The sequence below is a fragment of the Acinetobacter sp. F16 genome (assembly GCF_052712855.1).
Genome location: NZ_JBRATK010000006.1, coordinates 36,252 through 53,173 on the forward strand (window position 1 = coordinate 36,252; position 16,922 = coordinate 53,173).

The 16,922-nt window shown below is 42.1% G+C and carries 11 protein-coding genes; 6 read left to right on the plus strand and 5 right to left on the minus strand.

The window, feature by feature from the left end:
• Positions 1-38 precede the first annotated feature (38 nt).
• From ACU0NF_RS05150 to ACU0NF_RS05165, 4 genes are all read right to left on the minus strand, one after another.
• Positions 39-863, minus strand: a complete 825-nt coding sequence (locus tag ACU0NF_RS05150; protein WP_445660354.1) for a hypothetical protein — start codon at positions 861-863, stop codon at positions 39-41.
• A 108-nt stretch (positions 864-971) separates the two neighbouring features.
• Positions 972-2,564, minus strand: a complete 1,593-nt coding sequence (locus ACU0NF_RS05155) for a peptide chain release factor 3 (protein ID WP_131385249.1) — start codon at positions 2,562-2,564, stop codon at positions 972-974.
• 124 nt (positions 2,565-2,688) lie between these two features.
• On the minus strand, positions 2,689-4,758 hold the full coding sequence (locus ACU0NF_RS05160; protein ID WP_445660355.1) for a putative bifunctional diguanylate cyclase/phosphodiesterase: 2,070 nt from the start codon (positions 4,756-4,758) through the stop codon (positions 2,689-2,691).
• 474 nt (positions 4,759-5,232) lie between these two features.
• Entirely contained in the window at positions 5,233-7,431 is a 2,199-nt protein-coding gene (locus tag ACU0NF_RS05165; protein WP_445660356.1) for a carboxy terminal-processing peptidase, read from the minus strand.
• A gap of 200 nt (positions 7,432-7,631) precedes the next feature.
• Here ACU0NF_RS05165 and nagZ point away from each other — a divergent pair, with 200 nt between their 5' ends.
• Together nagZ and ACU0NF_RS05175 are read left to right on the plus strand one after the other, a co-directional pair.
• Positions 7,632-8,654: a beta-N-acetylhexosaminidase gene (gene nagZ, locus ACU0NF_RS05170; RefSeq protein ID WP_445660357.1), complete on the plus strand. Its 1,023-nt coding sequence runs from the start codon at positions 7,632-7,634 to the stop codon at positions 8,652-8,654.
• 179 nt (positions 8,655-8,833) lie between these two features.
• Positions 8,834-9,694 carry a class I SAM-dependent methyltransferase gene (locus ACU0NF_RS05175; protein WP_445660358.1) on the plus strand — a complete coding sequence of 287 codons (861 nt, stop codon included), beginning with the start codon at positions 8,834-8,836 and terminating at the stop codon, positions 9,692-9,694.
• A gap of 29 nt (positions 9,695-9,723) precedes the next feature.
• Here ACU0NF_RS05175 and ACU0NF_RS05180 read toward each other — a convergent pair whose 3' ends face one another.
• A complete protein-coding gene (locus ACU0NF_RS05180; RefSeq protein ID WP_445660359.1) occupies positions 9,724-11,055 on the minus strand; it encodes an alpha/beta fold hydrolase in 1,332 nt (443 codons plus the stop codon).
• Positions 11,056-11,356: 301 nt separating this feature from the next.
• On the opposite strand from ACU0NF_RS05180, the gene ACU0NF_RS05185 reads away from it, so the two are divergent.
• The 4 genes from ACU0NF_RS05185 to pta all read left to right on the plus strand — a co-directional run bounded on the left by ACU0NF_RS05185 (position 11,357) and on the right by pta (position 16,873).
• Entirely contained in the window at positions 11,357-12,622 is a 1,266-nt protein-coding gene (locus ACU0NF_RS05185; RefSeq protein ID WP_445660360.1) for a glutamate-5-semialdehyde dehydrogenase, read from the plus strand.
• A gap of 121 nt (positions 12,623-12,743) precedes the next feature.
• Positions 12,744-13,145 carry a hypothetical protein gene (locus tag ACU0NF_RS05190; protein WP_131319640.1) on the plus strand — a complete coding sequence of 134 codons (402 nt, stop codon included), beginning with the start codon at positions 12,744-12,746 and terminating at the stop codon, positions 13,143-13,145.
• A gap of 313 nt (positions 13,146-13,458) precedes the next feature.
• Positions 13,459-14,676 (plus strand): acetate/propionate family kinase, encoded by a 1,218-nt coding sequence (locus ACU0NF_RS05195; protein WP_171535609.1) that lies wholly within the window; start codon positions 13,459-13,461, stop codon positions 14,674-14,676.
• Positions 14,677-14,731: 55 nt separating this feature from the next.
• Positions 14,732-16,873, plus strand: coding sequence for a phosphate acetyltransferase (pta, locus tag ACU0NF_RS05200; protein WP_445660361.1), 2,142 nt, complete (start codon positions 14,732-14,734; stop codon positions 16,871-16,873).
• Positions 16,874-16,922 lie beyond the last annotated feature (49 nt).

Below are 16,922 nucleotides of genomic sequence, written 5' to 3' on the forward strand. Positions count from 1 at the left end.
ACTGACTTCTGTTAGATGTCTGTATTTACTACGGATTACTAGAACATATGCTGATATACATCAACTTTCAATATCTGTTGCGTTTGTTCTTTGCTTAAATAAATATCCAGTTGTTTGCCATCCTGAACAATTTCATGGGTGCGATAATGTAAGCCAATTCCTTCCTGATCAAAGAACCAGTCAGCTTGTCCCCAATAGAGTTTTTTTGGCGCCTTCTGTCTCACGTCTGCCGTTTGCTCTTTTAACCATTTTTGGTAAGCCTGCTGAACAAGGTTATTCATCGTGTTTTGCTGCGTAGGCTCAATCACATCCAATACAGTGACCGCTTTCTGTTTTTTCCGGTCTGCTACAAAGAAATAATATCGTTCCTTAACCTTAATGCCTTCTTGATTAGTATCTACGCCCAATTGCATCAGGACATATTGATTACGCTGATAGGCAATTCGGGTATACATCGAGAGTTCATAAGCTTTATTCTTGGAAAATTCCGCCTGCCATGCATCTGACTTTTTCACATATGCATTAATAGCCTGCTGTAAACTCATATCCTGTTTAAGTCCAATCTGATCTTGAATGACCACCGCTTGGCTTTTCGCAATCCAGTCATTTAACCAGGCATCTTCGGTATGTACTGTTTGAATACTCAGGTCAATACAATTTTTGGTTTCACAAAAGGGCAAAGCAATTTTTGCCTCTTGTTCTTGAATATTTAAATACGGTAAAACCTCTGCTTTCTCAATTTTTACCACTGAAGTTTCAGACTTTTCATGTGATAGGTCTGATTGTTCCTTTTTTGAAGCATCGCAAGCACTGAGTATCAGACCAATGGCGATCACTGATGCGCCCACTATTTTCCCGTTCATGCTTACAACTCTTTTTCTAAAGTGACTGATCTGTATAAATGTATCTATCTAAATGATTCTACATAATAAAACAGCTTCATAAAGAAGCTGTTTTATTTTTCGTTATGTTTAGTGTTCGCGTGTAGCACGGAATTGAATATCCGGATAACGCTCTTGCATGAGTTGCAAGTTCACACGACTTGGCGCCAGGTAAGTCAAATGACCACCACCATCTATCGACAATTGATCATGCGCTTTTTTCTTAAACTCGTTGAATTTCTTTTCATCATCACATGAAACCCAACGTACAGTATTAATGTTTACCGGCTCGTAAACGCAATCAACCTTGTATTCTTCTTTCAAGCGGTACGCGACCACTTCAAACTGAAGTACACCGACTGCACCCACAATTAGGTCATTACTGATTTGCGGCATAAAGACCTGAGTCGCACCTTCTTCGGAAAGTTCTTTCAAGCCTTTTTGCAATTGTTTGGATTTTAGCGGATCTTTTAAACGTACACGGCGGAACATTTCTGGAGCAAAGTGCGGAATACCGGTAAAATGAACATTTTCACCCGATGAAAAAGCATCACCGATCTGAATGGTGCCGTGGTTGTGTAAACCAATGATGTCACCTGGCCAAGCTTCTTCTAACTGTTCACGTTCACCCGCCAAGAAAGTTAAGGCATCACTAATTCGTACATCTTTACCCAGACGCACATGATTCATTTTTAAGCCTTTCTCATACTTACCGGAGCAGATTCGCATGAATGCAATACGGTCACGATGTTTCGGATCCATATTGGCCTGAATTTTAAATACGAAGCCGGTGAAACCTTCTTCAGTCGCCTCTACAGTGCGTTCTTTGGTTGGATGCGCTTTCGGTTCGGGTGCCCATTTAATGAAAGCATCCAGAACATGATCAACTGCAAAGTTACCTAAAGCGGTACCAAACAGCACTGGTGTTTGTTTACCTTGCAAGAACAGCTCACGATCAATCGGATCATTGGCCATTTGAACAAGCTCTAAGGACTCTTCAAAGGCAGCAAAAGCAAGATCACCGACTTTTTCACGCAAGTCTGGATAATCATACCCATCACGAATTTCAATGTCGGTAATGGTCGAGCCAAAACCTGCTTTGTAAACGTAAAATTTTTCTTCTGCAAGATTATAGACACCGGCAAAATCACGTCCTGTACCCATTGGCCAGGTCAATGGCACGCAACGGATTTTCAAAACGTTTTCAATTTCGTCAAGCAATTCTAGTGGCTCACGAATTTCACGGTCCATTTTGTTGACAAAAGAAATGATTGGCGTGTCGCGCATACGACACACTTCCATCAATTTAATGGTACGTTCTTCGACACCTTTTGCACCGTCAATCACCATAAGTGCAGAGTCAACTGCAGTTAAGGTACGGTAAGTATCTTCCGAGAAGTCTTCATGTCCCGGGGTGTCAAGCAAGTTAATGACATGTTTTTTATAAGGAAACTGCATAACCGAGGTCGTGATGGAAATACCACGTTCTTTTTCCATTTCCATCCAGTCAGACGTTGCAGCACGGTCTGACTTGCGGCTTTTGACCATCCCGGCAACCTGAATCGCTTTACCCCATAACAACAGTTTTTCTGTCATGGTGGTTTTACCAGCATCGGGGTGGGAAATAATCGCGAACGTCCGTCGCTGCGCGACCTGTGCCGCTAATTCGTCTTTAAAACTCATGAAAGATACCTACTGCAGAATGGCAGTGTAAAAGATCAGAACTGATCAATATAAAAATTTGGCGATATTGTAGCAGATCATCAAACTTTTGAAATGAACTAAACTTGTTCAAAATTGACCAATCTTAAATAGGCAGCGCGTATTTGTTCTTTTCCAGGCGATCCACATTTACCGGCATTCCCAACAGATATCCTTGCAATTGCTGGCAACCTAAACGGGTTAAAATGTCGGCCTGCGATGGTGTTTCCACCCCTTCTGCCGTAACCACCAAGCCCAATTTAATCGCTAACTGGATAATACTTTCTAAAATAATTTCATCTTTTGAACCAACCGACAGATCACGAATAAACTCTCGGTCTATTTTCAATTCATCTACAGGCAAGTTCTTTAAATACAAGAAACTGGAATGCCCTGTCCCAAAGTCATCAATGGCCAGTTTAATACCCATCTGACGCAGGCGCTCAAAACTTCGAATACTGGCATCAATATGATGCATCGCTGTTGATTCAGTAATTTCAATGGCTAAATGATTTGGATTAATTTGATAGTTATCAAACAAGCGCTCAAGGGTTGAAAACAAATGTTTATGCTCAAATTGCACCGCCGATAAATTCACGGCGAGCGGAAAATAATTTGTATCATTTCTTTCCCAAATTTGAATTTGCTTAAAAGCTTGCTCAAGTGCCCAATAACCCATTTGAATAATCAGTCCGGTTTTTTCCGCACCCGTAATAAACATATTCGGCGTCAACAGCCCCAAACTGGGATGATTCCAGCGGATCAACGCTTCCACACCACAAATTTCATGACTTTTGGTGGTAAATTTTGGCTGGTAAAATAAAATAAACTGTTGTTCTTCAACTGCCTTATATAAGTCATTGATCAGTTTGGTCTGGCTTTTGGCTTCCTGCTGATCAACGCTATAACTAAACACCGAATAGGTATTCCTGCCCTGATATTTAGACATCAGCATTGCGGCATCGGCATTGATCAGCAAATCTTGCAAATTATTGCCATGGTCTGGATACATTGCAATGCCGATGCTGCTGGAAATATTAATCTCTTTGCCGGCAATCAAGAAACTGTCCTGGATCAGCCGCAATACCTGCTCTGACTTTTCGATTGCCTGTTCAATGCTGGCAGTTTCCAGCACCATCAAAAATTCATCACTGCCAATACGCAGCAGTTTTTGATTTTCTGCGAGTATGCGCTGAATACGCGTAGCAAGTTGCACCAGCAATTGATCGCCGACATGATGACCAAATACATCATTCACTGCCTTGAAGCGATCTAAATCTATATAAAGAAATGCAATTTTGTCATCTCGATAACGATGCTCGGTAAAGAGCAAATGTGAATATTCAGCCAAGAATAAACGGTTCGGCAACTTGGTTAAATTGTCCTGAACAGCTTGGTTGGCAAGTTCACGATTGGCTTTAGAAAGCTGTCTATTTCGTGCTTCCAGGCGTTGTTCCAATACCGCCACAGTAAATGCAGCAACCAGAATTAAACTGCTGACAAAAATGATGCTAAATAAAATTAACCCTTGTCCATTTTGATAATTCGAAGCCAGCTGATCCGCACCAATAGAATAAAAAGCAGCAGAGGCCATACCGGTATAGTGCATGCCGACTATGGTCAGTGCCATCATGAAAGCAATGAAGGCTTTAATATGCAGCATTTTATGGACTGCGTTTTTATATTTGAACGTCAGCCAAAATGTTAAACCAGACCCACCAATGGCAATCAAGACTGAAAAAATGACCAAGAGTGGATCATAATAAACGTTATGGTGAGCAATGACTAAACCCATCATTCCGGTATAGTGCATTCCCGCGATGCCCAAGCCCATCAGCACCGCGCCTAAAACAAGACGTAAAAATGGCAAGGTTGCTCGGGTAGTGAGCCAAACAGCAAAGGTAGAAGCGATAAATGCAATCACATAAGACAGGAAAGTCAGGCCGTAGTCAAAAGAGTAGTCAGCAGGAAAATGACAAGCAAGCATGCCCACAAAGTGCATACACCAAATTGCAGCACCCAGCATACAACCACTTATAACAAGAAGCGTTTTTTCATATTTCTGACCTAAGCTACGGAATAAGGATTGTTCAATCGACACTGCAAAATAACAGGCCAAAACAGCAACAATAACTGAACCTACCACGAGGCTAAAATCATAATGTATATGAGCCATATCAAGCTTCCGTATAGGTTATCTTTCTTGTTTTAATCCACGTTATTAATATCATTTATCCTTTCACAAAAACTTTTGCCCATTAAAGAGTACTTTTAAAAACAATCAATTAAAACAAGCATCTAATACTATTCTATTTTGGTCAAGTGCTATTTACGCTATTCATTTTTATTACTAATTTATTTATTTTAATTATAGAAAGATAGATCAACCTTTTGATCATTATCCTTACACCGTTCATATTTTTGCTGTTCAAGTCATTTTTATTGGCCGATTAAACTTAAGCACTGATAAAAAGTCGTCATCAAAATTAATTAAAAAAAACTGGATTCTTTGCATCTTGTTGTCTATCGCTTCATTTAAAAAAAAGTGATTCAATACAGAATCAGCGTCATACAGACAAATAAAAAAACCAGTCAGACGAACTGACTGGTTTTTCGGGATATTTAAAATCTTAATACTGAATGAATAAGCTTAGTTTGCAGCTGTTTTAGCAGATTGCAATTTGGCATAATCCAATAAAACGTTAGCCGACTCTGTGACAAACACTTCTTCTTCAGGTAAAGCAGGTCGTTGTGTCGCCTTCATTTTTGAACGTGACTCAATCAATGCATCCATAGAAGCTTGGTAACTTTCCCAGTTGGCATACGGCTTTTGACCGGTGACTGCACGACGCTGATTCTCTGAGTCTAAAGTTTTTTGTTCCAGCGCATTCAGCTCTGCTTTACGCTGATCAATATCCAGAACTACACGCTTTTGCTCTTCAGTTTTCTTTGCAATCGCTTTGCGTTGTTCTAAATATTTAAATTGCGGATCAGCCACCACGCGTTGTTGCGACATTTGAGCCAGATTTTGTACATAAGGCTGTACAGAACCTTCTCGCTTAAATGGTGCAGTTGGAATGGTGTCCCATTCCAAGGCATTCTTGGCTTTACGCTCACCAAATTCTTCGTTGTAGATATCCACCAGTTTAATGTCAGGCACTACACCTTTGTTTTGGGTACTGCCACCCGTCACACGATAGAACTTACGCTGTGTCAAGGTCGCCTGACCATGCGCCAAAGTATCCAGTTGAACTTGCGCTGTGCCTTTACCGGTGGTTGTACTGCCAATCACAATTCCACGTTCATAATCCTGAATAGCCGCAGAATAAATTTCACTGGCAGATGCCGAAGCCAAGTTAACCATTACTGCAAGTGGACCTGCATAGGTTTGTGCACCGCCATCATCATCTTCAAATACGCTGACATTGCCATTACCGTCACGAATTTGCACCACTGGACCTGACTTGATCACTTGGCCCAACATGCGTGCAACTTCTTCAAGTGAACCGCCTGGGTTATTACGTAAATCAATAATAATCCCGGTCACATTTTTCGCAGCCAAAGCTTTTAAAGCATTGTTGGTGTCTTCAGAAACCGAGCGATAATCTGTACCCGCACGGCGTGCACGATAGTTCAAATAGAACGATGGAATTTCAATCACACCAAAGGTATAGTTTTTACCATCACGCTTAATATCAACCGTACGTGAACGTACACCGGCATCTTCTTCCTGAATCACGTCACGAACCAAGCTCACAGTACGGGCCTGACTCATTGATGCACCAGCACCCAGTAAGCGCAGGCTGACTTTGGTTCCACGCTTACCGCGGATCAGGCCGACCACTTCATTACTTGCCCAGCCCACAACATCGACCATTTTGTCGCCGTCTTGCGCAACACCGATAATACGATCACCCGATTTAATCTGACCCGATTTACTGGCTGGACCACCTTCTACAATGGTTTCAATCTTGGTGTAATCTTCATTACCGCGTTCAGGACGGATCGAAACCCCAATCCCCTCTAACTGCAAGGTGGTTTGACGGTTTAATTCCATCGCATCTACAGGCGGGAAGTAATTACTGTGCGGATCATAGGTCAACATCATCGCATTTAAAGTTTTGTCCAAGACATCGTCACTTTTAACCCGGCTCATGCGTTCAAGCTGACGGGTGTAACGCTTGGTCAAGGTTTGCACCGGTGTTAAATCTTCAGGACTGGCCAAATCCTGACCATTGGCCAAAGCCGGATCATCTTTTAACGCTTTCTGCTTGGCAGACTCTTCTTCTTTACTGATATTTAAGTTAATGAGCTGCGATACCAGCATTTTTTGCCAATGCGCGCGTTGCTCCGCTGCAGACTTGAAATAAGGCGCTTTTTCGCGATCGGTATCAATATAAACATTGGTTTGTTTCAAGTTTTGCGGCTTCTTCAACTCAGCCAGCATGAACTCATAAAACTGTTTTAAACGTTCACGATATTGGGCATGAATTAAATATGGACCCGATAAATCCCCGGCTTTAAGTGCAGCACCAAAATTGGCACCATAATTTTTCTTATATTGTTCAACTTCAGGTGCTAAAAATAATGAATGGTCTGCATCCAGACTATCTAGATAAAAATCAAGAATTCGGTTAGAGGTCGCTGCATCCAAACGTTGATTTAAATAATGCTGACGGTCAACTAACGTCGCCAATTGGCGCGAAACCAGCGCCTGTTCCTGCGTTGGTTGAATAGCTTGATAAACTGCAACTGTATCATTAGCTGCAATGGCCTCGTTCACTACATGAGAAAAGAAAAATCCGCCAGTCGCAATTGCAACTGCACATGCTAATGTTTGAAGTTTCATAAATAATTCGTAATTCCTTGGTCTTTGACCAATATTTCAATGTCGTTTTTCAACATGAATGCAGTATATTCAAAATCTTAAACAACTTAATATGTGTATGTCGTGTAGTTTTATCATATTCTGTACTGTCAAAATGTAGCAAATCATTGCAGAATTCGGGTATTGTTTTTTCTTTATAAAATTCCAACACGGACACCGATATGATTGGCGCATTGATGCTAGACATCGCTGGCACAGAACTTACTCAAGAAGATATTGAACTATTACGAACACCGCAAGTAGGTGGCATGATTTTATTTTCGCGAAATATAAAATCGCCACAACAGGTTCGTGCTTTAACCGATCATATGCGTCGTATCAGACCGGATATTTTAATTGCCGTGGACCAGGAAGGCGGTCGTGTACAACGTTTAAAACAGGGTTTCACCTTGCTTCCTGCCATGGGTCGTTTGGGTGAACTCTATCTCATCGAACCTGAAAAAGCGGTGGATTTAGCTGAGCAATGCGGCTGGCTGATGGCAACCGAAGTACTTGCTGTCGGTATCGATTTCAGTTTCGCCCCGGTATTGGACTTAAACGATGTCAGCGATGTGATTGGCGACCGTGGCTTTGCCAAAAATATTCAAGATATTGTCCCGCTTGCAAGTGCCTTTTTGACAGGAATGAAACGTGCAGGCATGGCCAATACCGGAAAACATTTTCCAGGTCATGGTTCAGTCAAAGCGGATTCGCATGTGGCGGCACCCGTCGATTCACGTTCTTATGACGAAATCTACAATAAAGATATGCAGACCTTTATTCAGCTCATGCCGCAACTGGATGCACTCATGCCAGCGCATGTGATTTACGATCAGGTCGATCCCAACCCTGCCGGTTTCTCACCGTACTGGATTCAAAAGATTTTACGTCAAGAGTTGAACTTTGATGGCGTGCTTTTTTCAGATGACTTGACCATGCAAGCAGCTTGTGTTGCTGGCGGCGCGGATACCCGGATTCAGGCTGCACTCAAAGCCGGCTGTGATATGGGCTTGGTCTGTAATGACCGTTCAGCGGCTTGTATTGCTTTAGAAGGAATTCGTGACTTAGCTTTACCCAATCAAGAACGTTTGGAGCGTATGCGTGGAAAAATCCCGCAGATTAGCGTAGATGAAACACTTGAATTAGATAATGAATGGAAAAAAGTTCGAGACAATATCGAAAATTTTAAAAATTCATTTAATTAATGCGACAAAAGGAACACGACAAGGTGTTCCTTTTTCTTTATGATAATCAAAAATAAAACTATAGACGTCTTATATATTTGCTGATGTTGACTTTTAACAGATACGAATCAGCCATATAAGACGCCTATCTAACAGCACTTATACATCTAAAACTACAAAAACATACAGGTCAGGATGACATGACACAACCGCTTTCAGAACATCGACACATTTCATTTACTGCACATTATACTGGCTATATTTGGTACACCATGGGAATTTCCCACCCGGTCTTTGCGACATCCAAAGGTAAAATGCTTGCCAAACTGGTTCACCCTTTAGAAAGTTGGGCTGAAAAATTTGTTGGCGGCAGTATGCGTACCACGCTAAAACAACGCCACCGCATGATTGATCAGCATCTCACGCAACTGATTGAGCAACATCCAGATTTACAAGTCCTTGAAATCGCAAGTGGTTTATCACCACGCGGTTGGAATTTTCGACAAAATTTTCCCAATATTGATTATCGCGAACTTGATTTACCCGGTATGGCAAAAGTCAAAACTCAAGCTCTAAAACAGATTGATGCCAATAGTCCGGAAGTTTTATCGGTAGATTTATTCACTGCTGATTTTGAACAAGCATTTCACGTATTTGACCCCTCTCGTCCATTGGTGGTGATTAGTGAAGGTTTGATTAACTACTTCAACAAAGACATGCTATTGCAATTGCTACAAGCGATTACACATTATGGTCAGGGCTTTAAAGAACTGCATTACCTAACCGATATTTATCCGGAGCCGGTGAAAAACAAACTGGCCAATTTTATTTGGGCCAGCAGCAAATTACTGAAATGGATGTCGCGCAGCGCGTTTAGTTTCCATTTTACTTACCCTCAACAGGCGCAAGACTTTTTCCAGCAAGCGGGTTTTGAAAATATCACTATTGTTCAACCTCAACAGTATTTCCATGACCAGCCAACGAATGAATCATCTAACAACGAACACCTGGGTGATTTGGTCTGGATGATTCATGCGAGCATAAAAAACAGCGTTGAATAACGCTGTTTTTTATCTTCAGTAGCAAGCGATTAACTGACTGATTCCAGCACCAGCATCGCTTCTTTTTGTCGTTGTACATAACGTAATAAACGTTCTGCCACTTGAAAACTGCCATGTTTAAATAAGGCGCGAATCTGTGTTGCCCCTACCTCAAAAATCAAACATTCAATCTTGAATTGACCTTCTTCATCTTCCAAATGCAAAGCCAAATCACGTGGATATTGCTCAACTTTTACAGTTAAACCTTCAGCAAACTCAAGTAAAACCCCAAAGAAGTTGAGATCAATAATATGAGTGGGCAATTGCAGCTCTGAATGACGATGGGTCAATACAGTCATTGGGTTTTGTACTGTAATACGCTCTTCACCGCGACGTTCCAAAGTCAGCAACTGTGCACGTGTCATCGGGATAATCCCTTCCACAGTGTGAATGGATTCACCTTGCAAGAACGTTGCAAACAAACTCATGGTTTCCTTACGGCGCTGTAATTGCGGTACATGATCTGCATTGGCAATCATTGCAAATTCCATGTCGGGACATTGCAAGGCAAAATTTGCATTTTCATGTGGCAAGGTAAAACTGTCATATTGCCCACAAGCCACCAATACTTTACATTCAGGAATGGGCACATCGGTTAAACGCAGTAAACGGCTACAGTTAATTTCATAACGATCTTGCTCGGTTGCAGTAAATTCAGCCATCTGTTTAAAGAACAAACGTTTTGCAGTGGGTGACATGCGGGTTTGATCAATTTTGGCATGATTGACCAAATACAAAATTACGGCCTGACCGAACTCGTCCATGCGCTGTTCTTTCATTAAGTGCAAAGACTCTTCCAGCAACATGCGCCAGCTTTTACGGGTTTTTTGCATCACGCCCATCAGAATCATACGATCAATCAATTCAGGTCGTTGATGGGCCAAGCCTGAAGCCACGACTGAACCCAGAGACATTCCCATCACTGAAACTTTGGACAAATTTTCTATATCCAGCCATTCACCGAGCATACGTGCCAAATCCGGCAATTCCAAAGTTCCTGCAGAAACGCCGGTATCACGATTGGTAATTTGTTGATTTGCGCCCATAGAAGGTAAATCAATGAGGATAATCGGGCCTGCACTGAGCAACTGTTCAACACAATATTTATAAGAATTGAAGTTTTGAAATGCCCCGCCAATGATGACGATTGGAGTATTGTGAATCGTTTCAGGCTGAGTAATCGCCATATATTCAATTTTCCAGCCCTTGATCCACGTTGTACGTGCAGGCTCTTTAAAACTGTTTCTATGGTAAAGATCAAAAAAGCCAAAACCCGTGTTTGATTCTTGTACTTCCGAGTCCATTTGGATCATGGAATTCATATCCCTTCCTCCACTCTTGCCTTATTGTTATTTTGCAAGAAAATAAATATAGAATTTCTGCGCTGTACTGCATCCATTCATTTGCTTTAATTATCAGACATCAATGTCACTATTTTTATTCTATACAGAGGAACATTTGACGCGCAACTTATTCCATGACCACTCATCTAAATTTACAAACAAAAGGATTTCAAAATATGAATAGCTTGAAAAGTTTCAAAGATTTTTTCCAGATAGATGCTTCATTGTCTGGTTCCAGGCTGTTACTATCGAAGGTGTAATTTCTAAGTGATCAGCCGCTATGCAAGATTCAATTGAACAATATATGCAAACGGTAGGCCAACAAGCACGCCAAGCTTCTCGCGTGTTAGCAAGCGCTTCTACCCAAACAAAAAACAATGCTTTATCTGCAATTTACACTGCTTTACAAGACAGTGAAGCTGCTATTTTAGCTGCTAACCAAATTGATATGACCAAAGGTCGTAACAACAATTTGGACAGTGCATTGCTTGATCGCTTAGAACTCACCCCCACACGCTTTAAAGGGATGCTACATGGCCTAAAAGATGTGATGAGCCTGGTTGACCCGATTGGGGAAATCACCGATTTAGCCTTCCGCCCTTCGGGCATTCAACTGGGCAAAATGCGGGTTCCTTTAGGTGTGGTCGGCATGATTTACGAATCACGTCCAAATGTTACCCTTGAAGCAGCATCACTTGCGTTAAAGTCTGGAAATGCCATTATTCTGCGTGGTGGTTCTGAAGCACTGGAATCGAATAAAGCTATTGCGCAAGCGATTCAACATGGTTTAAAAGCTTCAGGTCTACCTGAAACTTCAGTGCAAGTGATTAACACTGCGGACCGTGCTGCGGTCGGTCACCTGATTACCATGTCTGAATATGTGGATGTGATTGTTCCACGTGGAGGCAAAGGGCTGATCGAACGTGTGAGCAATGAAGCACGTATTCCTGTGATTAAACACCTGGATGGCAACTGTCATGTCTTTGTTGAAGCACAAGCCGATTTGCAAAAAGCCTTGCCGATTGCGCTAAATGCCAAGACGCATCGTTATGGCGTATGTAATGCCATGGAAACCTTGTTGGTCGATGAGAAAGTCGCTGAAGAATTCTTGCCTAACATTGCAGAGCTGTATGCAGAGAAACAGGTTGAACTCCGCGGCTGCCGTGAAACACAGCGCATTCTAGGTTCAAACGTTAAACCTGCCAGTGAAGAAGATTGGTATACCGAATATTTAGGTCCAATTTTGGCGGTTAAAGTGGTCAGCGGTATTGATGAAGCGATTGAACATATCAACAAATATGGTTCACATCATACCGATGCCATCATTACTGAAAACTATAGTCTTGCTCGCCAGTTTTTGGCACGTGTCGATTCGAGCTCAGTGATGATCAATGCTTCTACGCGTTTTGCAGATGGCTTTGAATATGGTCTAGGTGCAGAAATTGGTATTTCAACCGACAAGATACATGCCCGTGGCCCGGTTGGTCTTGAAGGTCTGACTTCACAAAAATGGGTGGTGTTTGGTGATGGTCAAATTCGCCAATAATTTCTTCAATTAATCAAAGCATTCCGTGTTCAGCTTCAAAAACGAGGCTGAACATAGCCATTACAATATTTCTAAGCTAAATTCATAAGATGATAAAAATAGCCATAAAAGGGAAAATGCAATGTTTTATTATTTAATGATCTGCACATTTGTACTGGCATTACTGGTTTCCTTTGCCGTAATGAAAATTTTTTCCCACTCTATTAATCAAATTCTGGCTCGAATTATTAACGATCCCATTCATGAAGCATGGGCAAAATACACCAAATTTGCAGGCATGGTGGTGGGTACATCTTCCGGCATTCGTATTTATGATATGGAAAAATACATCACCCCCCTCACCTATACCGATAATGACAAAAAAATTGTCATCGAGCTGACACAGCAACGCTGGGTACTGGAAATTTATCGGACAATTATTGAAACCCTGCAAGGCTTGGCCTGGATGATGTTGGTATTTTTTATGGTTGCACTGATTGCTTATGTGATCGTACGCTGGTCAGAAATAAAGTATCAAAACTAAACATTAAAAGTAACGCTTCTATTCTGCTCAAAATTGATCGTCCATGTTATTTTTAGAATTCTAGAGACGATACACTTTACGAATAAGTACTATTTTATTAATAAATGAAAACTATCAACTGATAAATTTTAATTATTATTGTTCTACAGGTCGATAGTGCTTAAGTCTAATCACCTAAAGTCTAGCTTGTAGCTATAAAAACTCACATGGTACAACTATTAAACAGATCGGATGATGCCTCGTGAAATGAATATCAACGGTCAGGGGTAATACAACAATTCAAGTACGATCATTTTTAGTTAAGGAATACGTCATGCCTAAATCAGTACTCGTCATCAATTGCGGTTCTTCATCGATTAAATTTGCATTATTGCTTGAAGATCAAGAATTCCGCATCCATGGTTTGGCTGAAAACTTGGGTACGCCTGAAGCACGTATCAAAGGTGTGACTGTAGGCAATGAACCTGTTGATATTCGTATTCCGAATGCTGATCATAAACAAGCGTTAGAAGTGGGTTTAGAACGCCTGGCCAACTATAAACCTGATGCAATCGGTCACCGTATTGTGCATGGTGGCACGCTCACCAAAGCAGAATTATTGACTGATGATATTATTGAAAAAATCCGTCAGGCAACGCCCCTTGCTCCGCTACACAACCCTGCGCATTTGGTGGGTATTGAAGCAACCAAACGTCTATTCCCTGACTTGCCACAAGTTGCAGTATTTGATACAGCATTCCATCAAACCATGCCGGAACACGCTTTCCGTTATGCATTGCCAAAATTCTTATATACCGAGCACAATGTCCGCCGTTACGGTTTCCATGGCACCAGTCATGCTTATGTGTCTGAACGCGGTTCGGAACTGGCTGGTAGCTTCAAACAAGGTGGCTGGTTAACGGCTCACCTCGGTAATGGTAGCTCGACTTGTGCAATCTGGAATGGCCAAAGTGTGGATACCTCGATGGGTCTAACCCCACTTGAAGGTGTGGTGATGGGTACCCGTAGTGGTGATGTTGACCCAAGTATCCATAGCTTCTTGGCAAGCAACCTCGGTTGGGACATTTATAAAATCGACAAAATGCTGAATAGCCAAAGTGGTCTATTAGGTTTATCTAATCTGTCTAATGATATGCGTACCCTCATTGAAGCCTCTGAACAAGGCAATGAAGATGCAAGCATTGCCATTGAAGTATTCTGCTACCGTCTGGCTAAATCGCTTGCAGCCTTAAGCTGTGGCTTACCACGTCTTGATGGCCTGTTCTTTACCGGTGGCATTGGTGAAAACTCAGCTTATATCCGTGAAAAAACATTGGCATACCTGCCGCACTTCGGTTTCAACTTAAGCAAAGAACAAAACGACAACTTGAAACGCGGAACGGAAGGCCGTATTGATGCCGGTAAAGGTCCGCAAATCTGGGTGGTTCCTACCGATGAAGAAGGTCGCATCGCAAAAGAAACCGAGAACGTTGTGAATGAGGTGAGTCAAGCCGCTGCAAAAAAGTTTGAAGCAGATGTTGCGATGGCTTAAGCCATCGCACATTTTATGATGCTGACCATTCAATCCTTTTATTTAGAATCAAGCTATGAAAACAATTTTATTAGTTCCAACCGGGGAAGGCGTAGGATTAACTTCAGCCAGTCTAGGTTTAGTCTACGCTTTGGAATGCCAAGGTGTGAAAGCCGGTTTTCTTAAACCTTTTTCACAAGAAAAAAATCAGCCTACAGATCGTACAACTGCGCTATATCGTCATTTATCGAATAACGAAACGGTTGAACCGATTACCTATGAAAGCCTGATCCAGCAAATTAGTCTGGGTGAAAGTGACGAGTTACTTGAAGAGGCGGTACGTCTGCATCGTCAAATTGCAAAACAGCATGATGTCATTATTGTTGAAGGCTTGGTTCCGACTAGTCGCGATGCTTTTGCATCAGACTTTAATGCAATTTTAGCAAAAGCCCTGGATGCCCAAGTCATTGTGGTGAGCAATGCAGATGTGAATCAGCCTGCAGTGACTGCCGACAAAGTGGATACACAGTTACGTCATTTAGGCGGCGCTGCCAATGACCGTATTGCTGGTGTATTGTTCATGCGTACCAAGGGTTTGCCAGAAGATTCTGAACAAATTCCTGTCACGCTTGATCCAAGCCTGCGCTTGATTAGCGACACCAATAAATTTGTTGCCTCGATTCAAAAAACCCATGCACATATTGGTTCTGAAAATCTTCCTGTGATTGGTTTAGTGCCATTCAGTAGCACGCTGAGTGTTCCGCGCATATCCGATCTGGCAGCCCATATTTCAGCAGAATGGATTAACCAGGGTGAAGCATCACAGCGTCGTGTATTACACAGCAGTTTAATTGCTTCAAATATTGAACATGAACTGAATAAATTTGTGGCTGGCGAACTGATCATTAGCGCATCTGACCGTATTGATGTTTTATTGGCAAGTAGTTTGGCAAGTTGCAATGGTATTCCCTTGGCAGGATTGGTGTTGACGGAGCACCATGAACCGAATGCAACTGTTTTAGCCTTCTGCCAGTCTGCGATTAAAAATGGCCTACCGATTCTGCATACACCATTAAGCACCTTTGAAACTGCGCAAAGCCTGTCAAATTTAAGTAATGAAATTCCAGTCGATGATACTGAACGTGCAGAACAGGTGACGCGTTTTGTTTCCAGTCACATTAATGTCGATTGGCTGGTACAAATCCTGAATGGTTCATACAAACCACGCTTGTCCCCTTCTGCTTTCCGTCACGAATTGGTTCAAAAATCAATTGCAGCGAAAAAACGTATTGTCCTGCCTGAAGGTGATGAGCCACGTACCATTCAAGCGGCTGCCATTTGCCAATCTCGTGGTATCGCGCACTGTATTTTATTGGCGAAACCTGAAGTGGTGATTGAGGTTGCCAAAGCACGTAATATCGAATTGCCACATGATCTTGAAATTATTGATCCTGATCTGATTCGTGAAAACTACGTGCCTAAAATGGTTGAACTACGCAAAGGTAAAATTAACGAATTACAGGCACGCGAACAACTGCAAGACACAGTGGTACTGGGTACGATGATGCTTGCCCTCGATCAAGTCGATGGCTTGGTATCGGGTGCAGTACACACTACAGCAAATACAGTTCGACCTGCCTTCCAGCTAATTAAGACTGCACCGGATTATTCACTGGTATCTTCTGTCTTCTTTATGCTGTTACCGGATGAAGTCTATGTGTACGGTGACTGTGCCATCAATCCTGATCCGGATGCCGAACAGCTGGCTGAAATCGCAATTCAATCGGCCGATTCAGCGAAAGCCTTTGGTATTGATCCGCGTATTGCCATGATTTCCTACTCAACCGGTACTTCGGGTACGGGTGCAGATGTAGAGAAAGTGGCTGAAGCAACACGCATTGCCAAAGAACGTCGTCCTGATTTGCTAATTGATGGTCCACTTCAATACGATGCTGCATCGGTTGAAAGTGTGGGTCAATCCAAAGCTCCGGGTTCACCTGTTGCTGGCCGTGCCAATGTGTTTATTTTCCCTGATTTAAATACAGGTAACACCACTTACAAAGCCGTACAACGTGCTGCCAATGTGGTGAGTGTAGGACCAATGTTGCAAGGTTTAAATAAACCGGTCAATGACTTGTCTCGTGGTGCGTTGGTGGATGATATTGTATTCACGATTGCTTTGACTGCGATTCAGGCAGAACAGCAAGCTGCACAATAACGCTTAAACTAAGTTCTCCATAACTAAGTTCTCCATGCCATCTGATTGA